Source organism: Synechococcus sp. A15-44 (genome assembly GCF_014280115.1).
Classification (GTDB): domain Bacteria; phylum Cyanobacteriota; class Cyanobacteriia; order PCC-6307; family Cyanobiaceae; genus Parasynechococcus.
On sequence record NZ_CP047938.1, the window covers coordinates 1,857,763 to 1,873,862 of the forward strand.

General features: G+C 57.3%; 14 protein-coding genes. 8 read left to right on the forward strand and 6 right to left on the reverse strand.

From position 1 onward, the window contains the following. Positions 1-17 precede the first annotated feature (17 nt). Complete coding sequence (locus tag SynA1544_RS10470) at positions 18-3,497, forward strand: rhamnan synthesis F family protein (RefSeq protein ID WP_255477793.1); 3,480 nt, start codon at positions 18-20, stop codon at positions 3,495-3,497. A gap of 26 nt (positions 3,498-3,523) precedes the next feature. On the opposite strand, the gene SynA1544_RS10475 is transcribed toward SynA1544_RS10470, so the two are convergent. The 4 genes from SynA1544_RS10475 to SynA1544_RS10490 are packed head-to-tail and all read right to left on the reverse strand — an operon-like array spanning position 3,524 to position 6,990. Continuing rightward, positions 3,524-4,732 (reverse strand): sugar ABC transporter, encoded by a 1,209-nt coding sequence (locus SynA1544_RS10475; RefSeq protein ID WP_186513487.1) that lies wholly within the window; start codon positions 4,730-4,732, stop codon positions 3,524-3,526. 44 nt (positions 4,733-4,776) lie between these two features. After that, positions 4,777-5,625 carry an ABC transporter permease gene (locus tag SynA1544_RS10480; RefSeq protein WP_255477586.1) on the reverse strand — a complete coding sequence of 283 codons (849 nt, stop codon included), beginning with the start codon at positions 5,623-5,625 and terminating at the stop codon, positions 4,777-4,779. Then, the gene (locus SynA1544_RS10485; RefSeq protein WP_186513489.1) at positions 5,625-6,452 is read right to left on the reverse strand and encodes a hypothetical protein; all 828 of its coding nucleotides are present in this window, start codon (positions 6,450-6,452) and stop codon (positions 5,625-5,627) included. Before SynA1544_RS10485 ends, SynA1544_RS10480 begins: the two co-directional genes overlap by 1 nt. 22 nt (positions 6,453-6,474) lie before the next feature. Further along, entirely contained in the window at positions 6,475-6,990 is a 516-nt protein-coding gene (locus SynA1544_RS10490; protein WP_255477587.1) for a DUF1997 domain-containing protein, read from the reverse strand. 60 nt (positions 6,991-7,050) lie between these two features. Here SynA1544_RS10490 and SynA1544_RS10495 point away from each other — a divergent pair, with 60 nt between their 5' ends. Beyond that, positions 7,051-8,484, forward strand: coding sequence for a class II fumarate hydratase (locus tag SynA1544_RS10495; RefSeq protein ID WP_255477588.1), 1,434 nt, complete (start codon positions 7,051-7,053; stop codon positions 8,482-8,484). A 2-nt stretch (positions 8,485-8,486) separates the two neighbouring features. Here the strand turns inward: SynA1544_RS10495 and SynA1544_RS10500 are convergent, their stop codons facing one another. Then, the gene (locus tag SynA1544_RS10500) at positions 8,487-11,261 is read right to left on the reverse strand and encodes an RNA helicase (protein WP_186513499.1); all 2,775 of its coding nucleotides are present in this window, start codon (positions 11,259-11,261) and stop codon (positions 8,487-8,489) included. Positions 11,262-11,505: 244 nt separating this feature from the next. Here SynA1544_RS10500 and SynA1544_RS10505 point away from each other — a divergent pair, with 244 nt between their 5' ends. Continuing rightward, the gene (locus SynA1544_RS10505) at positions 11,506-11,736 is read left to right on the forward strand and encodes a hypothetical protein (protein ID WP_186513501.1); all 231 of its coding nucleotides are present in this window, start codon (positions 11,506-11,508) and stop codon (positions 11,734-11,736) included. Between the two features lie 9 nt (positions 11,737-11,745). Here the strand turns inward: SynA1544_RS10505 and SynA1544_RS10510 are convergent, their stop codons facing one another. Beyond that, on the reverse strand, positions 11,746-12,666 hold the full coding sequence (locus tag SynA1544_RS10510; RefSeq protein WP_186513503.1) for a bile acid:sodium symporter family protein: 921 nt from the start codon (positions 12,664-12,666) through the stop codon (positions 11,746-11,748). 54 nt (positions 12,667-12,720) lie between these two features. Here SynA1544_RS10510 and SynA1544_RS10515 point away from each other — a divergent pair, with 54 nt between their 5' ends. Genes SynA1544_RS10515 through SynA1544_RS10535 form a run of 5 tightly spaced genes read left to right on the forward strand, consistent with a single transcriptional unit; the run spans position 12,721 to position 16,100 of the window. Continuing rightward, positions 12,721-13,860, forward strand: coding sequence for an 8-amino-7-oxononanoate synthase (locus tag SynA1544_RS10515; protein WP_186513505.1), 1,140 nt, complete (start codon positions 12,721-12,723; stop codon positions 13,858-13,860). A 14-nt stretch (positions 13,861-13,874) separates the two neighbouring features. Then, positions 13,875-14,546 carry a S9 family peptidase gene (locus tag SynA1544_RS10520; RefSeq protein WP_255477589.1) on the forward strand — a complete coding sequence of 224 codons (672 nt, stop codon included), beginning with the start codon at positions 13,875-13,877 and terminating at the stop codon, positions 14,544-14,546. Further along, positions 14,528-15,292 (forward strand): methyltransferase, encoded by a 765-nt coding sequence (locus tag SynA1544_RS10525; protein WP_186513507.1) that lies wholly within the window; start codon positions 14,528-14,530, stop codon positions 15,290-15,292. Before SynA1544_RS10520 ends, SynA1544_RS10525 begins: the two co-directional genes overlap by 19 nt. Continuing rightward, positions 15,289-15,948, forward strand: a complete 660-nt coding sequence (gene bioD / locus SynA1544_RS10530; RefSeq protein WP_186513508.1) for a dethiobiotin synthase — start codon at positions 15,289-15,291, stop codon at positions 15,946-15,948. Before SynA1544_RS10525 ends, bioD begins: the two co-directional genes overlap by 4 nt. Then, positions 15,945-16,100 (forward strand): hypothetical protein, encoded by a 156-nt coding sequence (locus SynA1544_RS10535; RefSeq protein ID WP_170951106.1) that lies wholly within the window; start codon positions 15,945-15,947, stop codon positions 16,098-16,100. The genes bioD and SynA1544_RS10535 overlap by 4 nt, the downstream gene beginning before the upstream one ends.

The following is a 16,100-nucleotide window of genomic DNA, read 5'->3' on the forward strand; positions in this document are numbered from 1 at the left end:
CCTGCTTGTTGAGCGGCATGCCTAAGCGACGTCATCCGCTCTCCACTCTCTCCAATACGACGAGGCAGGCCCTGAAACGCTCTGCTTCTGCAATGGGGAAGCAGAAGATCCTGCCCAAAGCACTAAGAAGGCAGCTCAACCGACTAGGCCAAACCAGACGCCCAAGCCCTCCCAACAACAGGCGCAAAAAGATAACGCCTGAACTTCAGGATTACCTCAAAGAGCTACAAAATAGAGAGACAAGCAAAAGGATAATTCGCGACTTCCGTGAATTAGCTCATTACGCTTACGTGTTCGATATTGAGCACTACAAAGTTCAACTCGAACCCGAAGAAGCCGGGAAAATCACAAGCATCGGGGATGCAATCTTCCATTACTGCCGATCGGGCCATCAGGAGGGCATCGACCCGAGCGACCTATTCGACACAGAAAACTATCTGAGCAAATATCCCGACGTTAAAGAAAGTGGGCTCAACCCGATGGTCCACTGCTTCAAGTTCGGCATGAATGAAAACCGCTATTCGATGGATAACATCCATTTCATGCGAAAGATGGCAGACATCAAAAAGCCAGAAACAAATGCAATCAACACAATCAAAGAAGACCTGAGGACAAAAAAAGTTGGCGTCTTCCTGCACATTTTCTACCCCGAGCTTGGCGAAACAATAGCCACGTACCTAAAAAACATACCCTGCAACATTGATATCTTTATCTCCACAAAAAAAGAAGCAACCAAGAACCTAGAAAGTGTATTCTTGCGAGTGAATAATGCACAAAAAGTAGAAGTCAGGCATTTCAGCAATATCGGACGCGATGTCGCTCCTTTCATCGTTGGATTCAGAGATCAAATCCTTGATTACGACGTTATTCTCAAGCTTCATTCAAAAAAGAGCCCACACAGCAATGCACTCAGTGGATGGTTTCTTCACTGCCTGGACAACCTGATTGGTAGCGAGTCCATTACGGCAACCAATCTCAAGGCTCTTCAAAATCCACAGACCGGCATTATCTATCCAATTGAGAACTATGCCCTTAGCCTTGGGATCAAACACGATTCTTGCTGGGGGCATGAAGATGGCAACTACATAAAAGCCAATCCCTTCCTGACACGCTTTAATCTCGGCCACATCACAAGGGAGAGCCAATTTCGATTCCCAACTGGAACGATGTTCTGGTGCAAGTCAGAGCTTTTAAAACCACTTCTTGACTGGAACCTAAGCTGGGAGGATTTCGACGAAGAAGGAGGACAGATTGATGGGACTGTTGCCCACAGCATTGAACGACTGATTGGCCTGTCAACAACAGAAATATTCCACCAAAACCTAAAAACAACTTACTGCGGCTACTCCCTTTCCAAGCAACATCTCACTGACAAAGCAATCATCGAAGGCAGGAACAAAATAAATATCCAGGGATTTGAAAAAGTTATCCAATTCAAACCCCAGAACCTTGAGCCAAGCTGGTCGTTGCAAAATAATACCGACGCCAAATCTCTCCATATCCATTGGGTTATTCCCAACTTCACACCTGGCCTAGGTGGCCACATGACCATTTTCAGAACGATTGACTTTCTGGAACGTTGTGGGCACAAATGCACAATCTGGGTTCATTCTGAGCTTAAGGGTGACGACAAGCCGAGTCGACTGAGCTCGCTGCACAAACGTGTTATCGATCAACATTTCATCTCACTACAAACCGATCAGGTCTACATGCTTGGGAACAGCCAGGAAGATCTTGATCGCATTAGCGGCGATATCGTCATCGCAACAGACCGGATGAGCACCTACCCGGTGCTTGGAATGAGGAAGTTTCAAAAAAGATTTTATTTTGTTCAGGATTATGAGCCTTTCTTTTTTGCACAAGGGACCTCGAGCATTCTCACTGAACAATCATATGCATCCAAAAACAACTTTGCTTGTATCTGTGCCAGCCCTTGGTTAAAGCAAAAAATGGAAAGCTTTGGCAACTCAGCCGTCTCGTTTCCCCTAGCTGTTGACCACAGCGTCTACCACCCAAAAAATAACCAGCAGCGCAGCAATCATGCGATTGCTTTCTACGTGAGACGCAGCACTCCAAGAAGACTCTATGAACTAGGGCTGCTTGCTTTAAGGGAGTTGTTTGATCTGGGCGACCACTTTGAAATCATCACCTTCGGCGAAAAAGATTTACCCGATCTGGGAATTCCTGTGAAAGTGCGACATGCAGGTATTCTTGATGCTAACGATTTGGCGCACCTATATCGCCAATGCACTGTTGGATTGGTCCTTTCAGGGACCAATTACTCTTTGGTTCCCAACGAAATGATGGCCTGCGGGCTGCCGGTTGTTGACATTGATGCTGAACACACGCGGGTGTCCTATCAACCCGACACAGCTGTCTTGGCCGAAGCGACACCAGCAGGCCTGGCCTCAGGATTAAGTCGCCTGTTGAATAATGTGTCGTTTCGGCAAAAATGTGCCAGAGCCGGACTCGCCGCTACAGCACACCTCAACTGGGATAGCTCCAACAAATTGATTGAAGGTTTCATTCAGGAGTCACTGCCAGCGAGGTCAATACCGTGTCAGCTTGTTGAGCCATCAACCCCCTTGGTAACGATCGTCATTCCCGTCTACAACGGCGGGGCGATGCTCAAAACCATCGTTGAATCATGTCTTTCACAGGATCTCGATCAACCGTTTGAGGTGTTGTTGATCGACAGTGCCTCCATCGACGGATGCTTGGAATCATTACCTCAAGATGAGCGACTGCGGATCCACAGAATTCGCAAAGAGGATTTCGGCCATGGGCGTACTCGCAATTTGGGCGTGGAGCTGGCCCGAGGGGAATACGTCGCTTTCATCACCCAGGACGCGATCCCCGCAAATCGCATGTGGCTGATGAATCTGATCGCCCCATTGCAGAAGGATCCACATGTGGCTGGTGTATTCGGCTGCCACATTGCCCACACCGATCATGGACAACTCACTGCCCTTGACCTTGATCAGCATTTCAACCGTTGGATTTTCAGGAGCCATCGACAACCGATTGAACTGGATACTGAGCGACAGAAGGCCAACGGCGTTGTCTCAACCCATGAACGCTTCTACTCCGACAACAATTCCTGCCTGAGAAAGTCCATCTGGAAGACTCTGCCCCTGCCCGATGTGGTCTACGGCGAAGATCAGTTATGGGCGCAGGAAATCCTCAGAAAGGGCTACAAAAAAGCCTATGCATCGACAGCTGTTGTACGCCATTCCCATGAATATGGTTTTCGCGAAACAGTCGTTCGCGCCAACACAGAGTGGCACTTTTACAACCAAATGCTTGGCGAAAAACTGCCTACAACAAAACAGCAGGTTCTGCAAATGGTTGAACGTTCTTGTGCAAGTGATCTTCAAGCACAAAAATCGTATCCAGACATCAGCGATGACGATCTCATGAAGCGCCGGAGGCTTCATTTCGCACGAGCCTGTGGCTACTACCTGGCCGGCAGAGGGCGTGGTGAGATGCGCCCTTAATAGTAGATCGAAAAATTAAAACCAATTTAGCTTTTACGCATTGCGTTAAGCAGGAAGCCGCCCACACCCCAAGCCACAACAACAATTCCAATAGACGCGAGGAAAGCTTGCCAACGCCAGTTGTGATCAGGCGCAACAGGCAGCTGTGACTGACTTAGTACAACCACAAATTTGAGCTGGCGCTGGCTCTCGCGACGACTATTATCTGCCGCCAGACGAGCAGATTGTAGATTTGTGGTCGCATACTCAATATCCGAGATCAACTCGGCTTCTTCAAGCACAAGGGCGTTCAAATCTCGACCATCTTTGCTGAGAGCACGGTCTCTCTCCTGACGAATCTGAAGCTCAAGCTCCTTCACCTGGTCTGCAACAAAGGCCACCTCAGGGGCGTTGGGATCCCGGTATTGACGACGCAATGCCGCTTCTTCAACTTTCAATTCAACCAGTTGAGATTCAAGACCAGAAATGAATGAACTTGTCGTGGCTTGTTCAGTCTCAACACTCAGATTCCCATGCTTTTCCCTGAAAAGCTCAAGCTTGCTAGTTGCTGCTTTAAGGTTAATTTCAGCGAGCTGAACCTCTTTCTTGGCAAATAGATTTTGATCAGCATTGATGGATTGGTTGACCTCATTCACAAAACGCCGAGACTGCTTGAGCAAGGCATTGTTTAGATTGAAAGCTTGCTCTGGCGTAAATCCTGACGTGGTCAAAATAACTGAACCGCTCAAGGGCTGAGGCGCAGCAGACAGTTGTCTGCGATAAAAATCAAGCTGCTTGGGTGCAGAAGTGTTGGCACGCAAACCAGTCCATAAATCCGGGAACTTGATGCGATAGACCTGCTCAAACTGTTTCCCATCAGGAAACAAACGAGCCTTAACATCAGAAGATTCAAGATAGACTTGGAGGTACTGACCATCCACGAGGGATGTCAGTACCTGAGGAGCCGCAGCTGCTCCAGCCAAAACTGAAGCCGATGATCCCTGCAGGGGCATCGCCTGCTGGATGACAAATTCAGAAACAGCTGTATAACGATCCCTACCAATAACAAAACAGTACAACGCTGAAGTAGCCAGAAAAGCTGAAATCAGAAACCTTGGCTTAGTAAACCTCTCAAGCCGCTCACGCCAGACCGGAGCCAGCTGGGGGGAACCCAGTGAACTAGTGATCCGATTGGGTGATATCAACTCGTTTTGCTGAGAGGTTGAAGAACTGGAAGTCGGAATGAATTCAGGCATAACCAAAAGTTAAATCAAGTAAAGCAAAAGACAAGAATCAAGAATCATTCACTATTAGCCTCAAGCAACAACGACTCATTTGTTCGGTAAAGAATAAGCGAGAAACCAAGAAGAACCAAAGAACACCAGATCAGATACGCAAGAGAAATATCGGGTATTGGATATTGATTATTTAAAGAATATCTAAATAGTTCAACAGCATGAAGTACTGGATTCCAAGTAACCAAAGGCCTCACATACTCGGGAAGCTCAAAAGTCGCAAAAAATATTCCAGAGGTAAAGATTATCAATCGATTCAAAACACGCTTGACAATCCTGGTAATCCATTTGCTGAGCCTGCCCAGAAATACAAGGCAAATCCCAAAACCCAACGCCATCAAGACAGTTAACAAATAAACACTAATCGCCAACCCTGGACTATCAAGCTGGAAGCTCCAAGTGAAATACCAAACCAGTCCTAGAATCCCAAGAGAAATCGTAGCTAAAGCCCTGAAGTCGTTGAGGGCCATGGCCAAAAGAATATCCAAAGGCTTAATCCTTGGGTAATACAGAGGCGCCCTTAACTTCAATCCGCTAAGAGCCTTAATCGCGACCATTCGGAAGAGGAAGGCAATACAAAATCCAGATGCAATAAACACAACAATATTGAAATACATATCCGTCGATCCACCAGCTGCGTACCTACTTGAGCCCCTTAAAAGACTGAATCCAACTCGCATGCCGATGAAGAACAGCATGATTTGCAATGGATTAACAATACTTTCCCATGCTCCAATGGAAGATCCTGTTAACCTCCTATCGATATCATAGGAAGAAATTGCGAAAACGATCGCGATCTGACGTCGTATTCCTAAAAACAACCTGCCAATAAAATTCATAATACTAATACCCACTAAATAAAGTCATCCGTTCCATCATCCGAAGAATCCGAATTGAGTAGATTTAAGCCAGTCCCGAATCGCTCATCGTCTGAGTCCGCAGAATTAGATGCTTCAAGGTTATGATCAGCCCATCGAATAGCCTCATCAAGACCGCCAGAAAAGAGAATCTCTCCAAACGCCCCCAAGACAAGACCATCTGTGCAAAATTCACGCTGAAAGGATTTATTGACTGAGGTAGACACAAGAGTCTTAGCCTCTAACTGATTTAGCAAAAATGGCCGCAGAGGCTTGGCAGACTTAGACATTAAAAATTTCGTCCTAGGAATCAAATACAAGTCAAACGAAAAGAGGACTGATAACGCTAAAAAGAAGTAATCTTTTTGCAAAAGAGAAAGATCTCTGATAATCAATCCGGAATGTATTTCCATTCGCGACAGCAGATCCCAGAAAAGATCCATGCTCACGAAAGACTTTTCAAGGCAATCTCCATAGACTGCAATAAGAAAATCTAGGGCATGGGAAATCCGCAACTTACTGTCTAATCCTCCTTCTCCACCAACAGGCCAACCAATCACACCATCAAATAAGATTTGACCTGAAATTGGCGCAACATGTCCAGCTAATGCCCCAACTAGCTGGTACTTTAAGAATAAATTATTTGAAATAACAGCAGTCTTCTTTCCCTCCAAAAAACTCCAGTTCCAAACATTTTTAAAACCAATTGAAGAGTCTGACGGGTCGCAACGAAGAGAGAAGTTCCGGAAGGTCAACACCGGCCTGGCTGAAGCAGTCGCACTCACCACAACACCAGACGTAGAGGGGCCCAATTCGCTGACCATACCACCAGGAAATCAAAGAGCTTCAGGGGTGTCGCGCAACCCAATTCCGAGCACCTTTGATCAATCCGGTGCGACAACGCTTTTCCAAGCGATCCGTCACCAAACCCAGTGCGAGATCTCCGGTGCGGTGCAGCAGCGGCTTCGGCAAAAGAGCACCTGCTCCATTCGGGGAGAATTCAAGACTGAGATCTGCCTTGGCCATCAAGCGTTCCTGCTCGGGTCGGATCCAGGCCTGGCACTGAAACTCCACCAGATCCTGCAACCGCCCAAGGCCATGAATCGTGCAGTGCTCAAAAACAATGGTGAGTTGATCGCCATCCCAGCTTGATCGGAACACCACCTCAGGCTGAAGCTGAAAATTCAGCAACTGATACGGCCGGGATGCATAAAGAAAGCGGCCATCCGCGAGCCGCTCCACCTTGTTGCGGTTCAACAGAGCCTTCAACGGGCGCCCAGGCTGCGCCAGGTAGCCCTGCAACTGAGGCAAAGAGGCATCAGGCACGTGCAAAGCGATGCCATGGGAGCGGTGAACCTGCACCGGAGACCACCGAAACAGTTGAAGCGGAACGATGGCACGACCAACGGACAGTGATCACGGATGATCGATGCAACGCTCGATCGCGCCGTGGACCCGATGACGCAGCCGTTCAGGATTGAAACCGACAGCCTGGGGGGCATTGAGGTGGCATCCGAAGCGCTCTGGGGAGCCCAGACCCAGCGGTCGGTTCAGAACTTCGCCATCAGCGACGAACGGATCCCGCTCGAGATCATCCAGGCCCTGGCCTGGATCAAGCGTTCCTGCGCCACGGTGAACGGCGAGCATGCGCTTCTGAACCCTCAACAGGTGGAGCTGATCTGCACGGCGGCCGATGCCATTGCCGCTGGCCAGCACAACGATCAGTTCCCGCTGCGGGTCTGGCAGACCGGAAGCGGGACCCAGACCAACATGAACATCAACGAGGTGATCAGCAATCTGGCGTCTCAGGCTTCAGGCACCGCCCTCGGCAGCCACACCCCAGTGCACCCAAATGACCACGTCAATCGGTCGCAATCCACCAATGATGTGTTTCCCGCAGCGATCCACGTCGCCGCGGCCAAGCACCTGAAGGACGGGCTGCTGCCGGCGCTCGATGCCCTGGTGCGGGCCTTGGATGCCAAAGCTCAGGCCTGGATGCCCATCGTCAAGATTGGCCGCACCCATCTGCAGGATGCGGTGCCCCTGCGGTTGGGCGATGAAGTGGGCGCCTGGCGGGATCAACTCAAACAAGCCCAGGCATGGCTGGAGGACTGTCTGGTCAGCCTTGGCGATCTTCCCCTGGGAGGCACCGCCGTGGGCACGGGATTGAACACGCCGCCGGGCTTCCGCCATGCCGTTGCAGAAGAGCTGAGCCGGGTCGCCGGCGTCAAGGTTCGTCCCGCTGACAACCTCTTCGCGGTGATGGCCGGCCATGACGCCCTCGTTCAAGCGATGGGCCAACTTCGCCTGCTGGCGGTGGCCCTGCTCCGGATCGCCAACGACGTGCGGCTGCTTGGGTGTGGCCCCCGGGCAGGTCTGGGCGAGTTGCGGCTGCCCGCCAACGAACCCGGCAGCTCGATCATGCCGGGAAAAATCAATCCCACCCAGTGCGAAGCCATGGCCATGGTCTGCACCCAGGTGATCGGTCTCGATGGCGCCGTGGCAGCCGCTGGCGCAGGCGGCCATCTGCAGATGAATGTCTACAAGCCCTTGATCGGCTTCAACCTGCTGCAGTCGATCCGCATGCTCAAGGACGCCATGACCAGCTTCCAACAGAACCTGGTGGAGGGTTTGGAGCCGGATCGGGAGCAGATTCAGCGGTTCGTGGATCGCTCCTTGATGCTGGTCACCGCCTTGACCCCCAGCATTGGTTACGAGAAGGCCAGTGCCATCGCTCAGCATGCTCACCATCAGGGGTTGACGCTGAAGCAGGCGGCCCTGGAGCTCGGCCACATCAGCGAAGCCGACTTTGATCAGCAGGTGAATCCCGGCGCCATGGCCGCTCCGGACGCCTGAACTCAGGCGGCCCGCTCCGTTGCCGGGTTGAGCGCAGCGGAGGCCGGCACCAGATCCTCGGCCTCGGCCACGGGGAAGCGGTTGATCGCTTTAAGAGCCTGACGGGCATGGCTGCGCAGTTGCTCGCTGATCGCTTCGCAGTAAGGCACCTGGGCCAGAAGGTCCACGGTGCGGCGCATGATGCGCACCACATCGCCCTCATCCAGCGAGGTATTGGCGATCAGATCGCTCCAGGAGGTTCCCCGCGCCCAGGCATCCACAAGACCCATGAGCTCGGGTTCCCACCAGGCCGGCACCACCACACCGGCGCGTTCCTGGGCCCGCAGCAGTTCGCGACGCAGACCCGAAAGGTCCTGCAGGGCTTCTTCGGCCGCCGCAGGAGGAGGGAAACCACTCCACAGGTCGGGGCGGTTGACCTCGGTGCTGATTGCCTCGAACACCGCTGCAAGATCTGGGGGAGAGAGGTCATCGAGATGGCCACTCATCAGCGCCAGCCCCAGCCAGAGTTCGTTGTCGCCCCGCAAGGCAGCAACGGTGCGACCGATCTCCGTGGGATCCAGCTCATCGAGGCATCCGAAGTGCTGCAGGATCTCCATCAAGGCCAGGAAGGTCTCCCAGTGGCGGTTGGCCCGCTGATGCAGCAGATGCTGTCGTTCAGCGATCTCCAGCTCCAGATCTTCCATGCGCCGGCGGTGCTTCTTCAGCTGTTTGCGATCTCCCCAGCGATGGGCCGGATGCTGCTCCTGCTCCTGCTCGAGATCCCGCACCAGCCGAGCCTGGGTCAACACCTCTCCGGCCAGGTCGTATTGCGGGGTGGTCATGTCGTGGCGCCGGGCCATGTGGGCCACGGCTAACGCCAAACCACCACTGGCCTGATCGCCATGGCGCAACTCACCCGAGCGGAACAGCTCCGGGACCTCCAGCCCATCCACCTGCAGGCAACTGAGCTCCGCATGGATGCTCACCACCGCCTGACAGGGCAACAGGATCCAGACGTTTTCATCGGTCAAGCAGAGCAGCAGCGGGAACTGACCGGGCCCCTTCACCTTCTCGACGAGCACCGCAGGCGCAACGCGCCCCCGCAGCTGCGGCGATTTGAGGCTGACCAGGGTGCCGGTGCTGGCGAACTGCAGGGCCATCGTCAGCTCATTGGCCAGCGTCTCCTCGGCCTGCTGCTGAAGGATGCGGAGCAAGCGCCGCTCTTCGCGGAGCCGGCCACGCATTTTTTCGTAGTCCTCAAAGTCTTCCCAGGGGATGTCGCCGGCGACACCCTCCAGCTGGCTGAGTTGCAACCGCAACTGGGACAGGTTCTCCTCGTCCTCCACGAGGTCCAGCCCCGCCAGGTAGCGGCCAAAACTGCGCTCCACCAGCTCCCTGGCCTTGGCCAGATCGTGGCGCTGCAGCAGGTTGAGAACCATGCCGTAGCTGGGGGTGAACTGGCTCACCAGGGGGTCGGCGGGACTTGTCGCCAGCTGACCTGCCTCACGCACACCTTCGAACCGGCTTTGCACCGTCACGACGTAGCCCTGAGAGTCGAGGCCCCGCCGGCCGGCCCGGCCGGCCATCTGGAGGAACTCACTGCCCATCAGCGGGCGATGCCCCCGCTCGGTGCGCTTGGAGAGGGCCGCAATCACCGTGCTGCGAGCCGGCATGTTGATGCCCGCTGCCAAAGTCTCCGTAGCGAAAACCACCTTCACCAACCCCTGCTGGAAAAGCTCTTCGATCAACTCCTTCCAGGCGGGCAAAACACCGGCGTGGTGGGCAGCGATGCCCCGCAGCAGCGCATCAGCGTGAATTCCATCCCGAACGGCCTCGGGGTTGTCGTGGCTGTAGGCGGTTAGGCGCTCCTTGATCCGCGCCTGCTCCTCCTGGGTCACCAGGCACTGCACCCCCAGGTCCCGCACCGCCTTGTCACAACCGCGCCGGCTGAAGATGAAATAGATGGCCGGGAGCATCTGCCGCTCCGCCATCTGAGCCACAACAAAGCTGATCGGTGGTGGCTCGGGTTGCGGCGGCCTCTGGGAACGCCCTTTGCGCTTGTGCCCCTTGGGCGCGCGCCAAACCTTGCAGTTGGGATGAAGACCCGTACCGGCTTCGTTCAGCAGTGGATGCAACCCCTTGGCACTGCAGAAGCTGAACTGCAGCGGCACCGGCCGGTGGTCACTCATCACCAACGTGGTCGGACCATGAACCTTCTCGATCCAGTCAGTCAGCTGCCCGGCATTGGCCACGGTCGCGGAGAGCGCCACCAGCTGCACCGTGGGTGGGCAGTGAATGATCGACTCCTCCCAGACCGTGCCGCGCTGGGAATCGTTCATGTAGTGGCACTCATCGAGCACCACCGCTTCCACATCAGCCAGAGGATCGTCATGCTCATCCGCCTCGGCGTAGAGCATGTTGCGGAAGATCTCCGTGGTCATCACCACGATGGAGGCCTCGCGATTCACGCTGAGGTCACCGGTCATCAAACCCACGTTCTCCGCACCGAACTGATCGCGGAAATCGCGCAGTTTCTGATTGGAGAGAGCCTTCAGAGGTGTGGTGTAGAAGACCTTCTGGCCGTGGGCCAGGGCGCGATGAATGGCGTATTCACCGATCAGGGTTTTGCCGGATCCTGTGGGGGCACTGACCACGACCGAATGTCCCTGGTTGAGGGCATCCATGGCCTCCAGCTGAAAATCATCCAGCGAGAAGGGGAGGATTTCTAAGGGATTCAGTGGAGCACTGCGATCGACATCGGGCTCGGATCGGGGCGTGGCCGGTGTCGATTGGTTCATCGAACAATCTTAAGGAGCCTGGCTGAGCTCTCTTTTCAAACAAGCGATAAGCCGCGCCAATGCCATCAATCAGATGTGCCGACCTCCTTTGACGGAACCAAGCCAGATCATGAAAAATAATGAAGAGAATGCTTCGAGCTCTGGTGAAACCACTGGAGCTTTTTTTGTGCCTGCCTCCGCTGCAGCGAAGGGTGACAGGGGCACTCCGCCAGTGCCATGACGGAGGGGTATAGCGCCACCGCCTGTGACCAGCACTCAGCTCACCAAGCCGCGACCGGCTGAAGACACCCTGATCGATGCCTTGAGGGGCTGCCGCGACGTCAAGGAGCTGAAGGCCCTCGAACAGCGCCTGGCAGCCAGCACCGATGCCCCGCCGCTGTTCACCTGGATCTGCGATCTGCTCGTGGCACGACGGATCTCCCGTGGCCTCGCCGCCCGCCTGCTGCTCGAACTCCACGAAGGGAGCTCGACCTAGGGCGACCGACTAAGGCGAGCGACGTCTCCAGAGAGCGGCAAGGGCGCTGCCGATCAGGCAGTGAATCACCGCAGAGATGGCACCAGGCAGCGCCGTGAGGGGACTGGCGAAGCCTCCACTGCGGGCGAGCACCACGGCCAGTCCCGAGTTCTGCATGCCCACCTCGATACTGATGGTCCGCTGAGCCTGCACGCTCTGCCCCGCCAAGCGTGGAATCAACCAGCCGAGCAGGAAGCCGCCGCCATGCAGCAGCAGGCAAGCCAGGATCAGCACGGGCCCCTGCTGACGCAGCACAGCCGTCTGGCTGCCCACGATGCTGGAGACGATCAGCACGATGGCCATCACCGCCAGGGGAGGCATCACCGGCTCAATCCACTGGGCCACTCTGGGGAGACCACGCTTGAGCACCACCCCGACGGTGACGGGCAGCAACACCACCTGAAGCACGGCTAGGAACAAGGCCCAACCGTCCACTGGTACGTACTGACTGGCGAGCACCTGCGTGAGACGGGGGGTCAACACCACCGCCGCCAGGGTGCTGATCGTGGTCATGACCACCGACAGCGCCACATCGCCACGGCCGATCAGAGCCACCACATTGCTGGCGGTCCCCCCCGGGCAGCAGCCGACCAGAATCAAGCCCACCGCAAGCGGGGCAGGCAGATGAAGAGCCGCCGCGATCCCAGCGGCAAGGGCCGGCATCACAAGGAACTGCACCAGCACCCCCAGCAGCATGGCGCGAGGGCGTCGACCCACCCTCACGAAATCAGCGGGTGTCAACCCGACGCCCATGCCGAGCATGATCACGCCGAGTCCAAGGGCGATCAGTGGCCCCTTGAACCAGATGAACAGCGGGGGATGCAGCAAGGCCAGCAGAGCTCCCAGCAACGTCCAAAGCGGAAAGAGCAGAGTGAAACGCTCCCAGGTCATGACGATCAGAGGACTGCGGCCATCCTTGTTCAGGGCGGATTCCAGACTGTTGTGATGCGGGACCACGCTTCTCCCATCCCCCCAGCCCGCCGCCGACGCCTGCGGAGCTTGAACTCCGGCCAGGAGCCCTGGCAGCTGCAGGATCCCGCCGGAGCCGGTCAGCTGGTTGATCTGGCGAGCAACGACTACCTCGGGCTCAGCCGTCATCCCGATGTGCTCGCAGCGGCATCGGAGGCCATGGCCTCCGATGGCGTTGGTGCCGGTGGATCTCGCCTGATCACCGGAACCCGACCACGCCATCTGGAGTTGGAAGCAGCTCTGGCCACCTGGCTGAACCGTGACCGGGTGCTGCTGTTCCCCAGCGGATTTCAAGCCAACATCGCCGCCCTAACGGCCCTGAGTGACAGGCACACCATCGTGTTGGTGGACCGGCTGATCCACCACTCGCTGCTGGCCGGCGTCCGCACCAGTGGGGCGAGGCTGCAACGCTTTGCCCACAACGATCTTGAAGATCTCGACCAGCGGCTGCAGCGGCTCAAGCCGACAACACGGCCACCACTGGTGGTGACGGAAAGCCTGTTCAGCATGGAAGGCACCAGCCCTGATCTGCAGGGCATCGCCGACCTTTGTGCCCACCACGGTGCACAGCTGCTGGTGGACGAAGCCCATGGCCTGGGGGTGCTGGGGCCCGGCGGCCGTGGGCTTTGCCATGGACTCCAACGGCCTGTGGCCTTGGTGTGCGGCACCTTCGGCAAGGCCTTCGGCAGCGGAGGTGCATTTTTGGCTGGGGACCACACCACGATGGAGCTACTGCTGCAAACCAGTGGGGCCTTCCGCTACACCACGGCCCTGGCCCCACCCCTGGTGGCGGGAGCCCAGGCTGCCCTGCGCCTGATCCAAGCCCATCCCAACTGGGGAAGGGAGCTGAGCCAGCGCTCGGAACGCTGGAGGAGAGCACTGGCGCACCAGGGCTGGGCGAAACCGGCAGGACACGGCCCCGTTCTCCCGCTGTTGGTCGGGGACGACCAGGACGCGCTCGACCTCCAGCAACAGCTTGAGCAGGCGGGGCTGCTGTCGGTGGCGATCCGGCCGCCCACCGTGCCGGAGGGGACCGCCCGTTTGCGCCTGGTGCTGCGGCGGGACCTGCCGGGGGGCACATTGGAGCAACTGCTCGCAGCCCTCGGCTCTCGATGATGCAGGTCCTGGCGATGCATGGTTGGGCTGGCCACACCGGCGCCTGGTCCCACTGGCGCAAACGCTTCGAAGAGGGGGGATCGAAATGGTCCAGCGCGGACCGGGGCTACGGGGGCGGTAAGACCGTTGCCCCGGCATGGCCCCCCGGCCCAGGACGCAACCTGTTGATCGCCCACTCCCTGGGGCTGCACCTGCTGCCGGCAGCTTTGCTGGCGCAGGCCGATGCGGTGGTGCTGCTGGGGAGCTTCAGCGCCTTCGTGCCCCACGGGCGCGCAGGGCGCGCGGTGGCGGTGGCTCTGAAGGGGATGCAGGCGGCCCTGGGCACCGACGAGGAACTGATGATGCTGGAGCGCTTCCTCGACAAAGCCGCTTCACCCCATGCCCGCAGCGCCCTGCCCCCAGCCCCCCTGCTGCAGGGTTTGACGAGCCTGGGGCGCCAGCGGCTGCAGCAGGATCTGGAGCTTCTGGCGCGCTGCCAGAGCCTGCCAACGGGCTGGCCTGAAGCGGTGCCAGTGCTGGTGGTGCAGGGCGAACAGGACGCTGTGGTTCACGCCGCATCAGCACAGCAGCTGATCGATGACCTCGGAGCGCAGCCGCTGACCCTGCATCGGGATCCGAATTGGGGCCACGCACTGATCACACCAACGGTGCTCTCGGTGGTGCAGCAATGGCTGGGGCCCCTGTGATTTGCCCCGACCAGGTGCTGGAGCGCTTCAGTCGCGCAGCACCGACCTATGCAGGCGAGGCGTTGCTGCAACGGGCCATGGCCTGGCGTCTGGCCCAACTGAGCCGTCGCTGCTCCATCCGGCGCGGCCTGTGGGCTGACCTCGGCAGCGGCACCGGTCATCTGGCCGCAGCCCTGGAAGTCGCTCATCCAGGCCAGCAGGTGATCCGTCTTGACGGAAGTGCCGCCATGTTGAACAGCCACCCCCATGGAACACACACCCTGCGGCATGACCTGAGCCGCGGGTTACCGGACTGGAGTGAGCCTCCGCAACTGCTGGCCTCCAGCTTTGTTTTGCATTGGTTGCCGGATCCAGCCCAGCAGCTTCGGCGTTGGGTGGATGCCCTGCCAAAGGGGGGCTGGCTGGCCCTGGCGGTGCCGGTGGCTGGAAGTTTTCCGCAATGGCAGCACGCCGCCCGGGCAGCGAATCAAACCTGCACGGCCTTGTCCATGCCGGTGCGGGAGCAACTGATGGCAGCCCTACCGGCTGGGGTGGTGCAACGGGACGAGTGCCTGAGCTTCACCCAACGCGCCGCCAATCCACTGCGGCTGCTGCGACCGATGAGCAACATCGGCGCCTCCGTCACCAACGGGGGCCAGCTCTCCCCAGGCCAATGGAAGGCCGTCTTCCGGGCTTGGCCCCAAGCCGATGCCTCAGCCGGGTTCGCCCTGACCTGGAGGATGTGGGTCCTGATGGTGAAGCGATGAACGGCAGCGTCAGTCGCCTGGTGGTGTGCGGAACCGACACGGACGTCGGCAAAACCGTGGTGAGCGCATGGCTCGTGCAGGGGCTTCAGGCCAGCTACTGGAAACCGGTGCAGAGCGGACTGGAGGGTGGAGGTGACCGCGAACGGCTGCGACAGCTGTTGAACCTCCCGCCGGAACGCATGCTGCCCGAAGCCTATGCCTTCCGAGAGCCGGTCTCCCCCCACTGGGCCGCCGAACTGGACGACACGCCACTCGACCCTGCCCAACTCGCCATTCCCCCGCATCAGGGATCCCTGGTGGTGGAGACGGCTGGAGGGTTGATGGTGCCCCTCACCCGCAACTGGCTCCAGATCGATCAACTGGTGGAGTGGCAGTTGCCCATCGTTCTGGTGGCCCGCAGTGGACTGGGCACCCTCAACCACACCCTGCTCAGCCTGGAAGCGTTGAGACGGCGAAATCTCACGGTGTTGGGACTGATCCTCAACGGCCCCCTCCATGCCGACAACCCGGGGACCCTCAAGCAGTTCGGTGACGTCCCCGTTCTGGCGCAGCTCCCGCCCCAGGCCTCGCTCTCAGCAACGGTTCTGGAGCGGCTTTGGCACGAGCAGAATCTCACCACTACATTCCAAGAAGTGTTGAAGCGCTCGTCCCCGTGACTTCACGTCAAACCCTCGCGACCCTGGCTGTTTCAGCACTCTGCGTTGGGATTCTGGTGCTGTTCACCGACATCGAGGTGCAGCTGGTGCGATGGGTGAACTGCAGCGCCATTGCCACAGAGGCGGAAAAGAACAGTGACGTCTGCCGCTGA

Excerpts from the sequence above, each read along its gene's own strand:
- SynA1544_RS10470 (WP_255477793.1), top strand. The coding sequence starts at position 18 with ATGCCTAAGCGACGTCATCCGCTCTCCACTCTCTCCAATACGACGAGG.
- SynA1544_RS10475 (WP_186513487.1), bottom strand. The coding sequence starts at position 4,732 with ATGCCTGAATTCATTCCGACTTCCAGTTCTTCAACCTCTCAGCAAAAC.
- SynA1544_RS10485 (WP_186513489.1), bottom strand. The coding sequence starts at position 6,452 with ATGGTCAGCGAATTGGGCCCCTCTACGTCTGGTGTTGTGGTGAGTGCG.
- SynA1544_RS10495 (WP_255477588.1), top strand. The coding sequence starts at position 7,051 with ATGATCGATGCAACGCTCGATCGCGCCGTGGACCCGATGACGCAGCCG.
- SynA1544_RS10500 (WP_186513499.1), bottom strand. The coding sequence starts at position 11,261 with ATGAACCAATCGACACCGGCCACGCCCCGATCCGAGCCCGATGTCGAT.
- SynA1544_RS10510 (WP_186513503.1), bottom strand. The coding sequence starts at position 12,666 with ATGACCTGGGAGCGTTTCACTCTGCTCTTTCCGCTTTGGACGTTGCTG.
- SynA1544_RS10515 (WP_186513505.1), top strand. The coding sequence starts at position 12,721 with ATGCGGGACCACGCTTCTCCCATCCCCCCAGCCCGCCGCCGACGCCTG.
- SynA1544_RS10520 (WP_255477589.1), top strand. The coding sequence starts at position 13,875 with ATGCATGGTTGGGCTGGCCACACCGGCGCCTGGTCCCACTGGCGCAAA.
- SynA1544_RS10525 (WP_186513507.1), top strand. The coding sequence starts at position 14,528 with ATGGCTGGGGCCCCTGTGATTTGCCCCGACCAGGTGCTGGAGCGCTTC.
- bioD (WP_186513508.1), top strand. The coding sequence starts at position 15,289 with ATGAACGGCAGCGTCAGTCGCCTGGTGGTGTGCGGAACCGACACGGAC.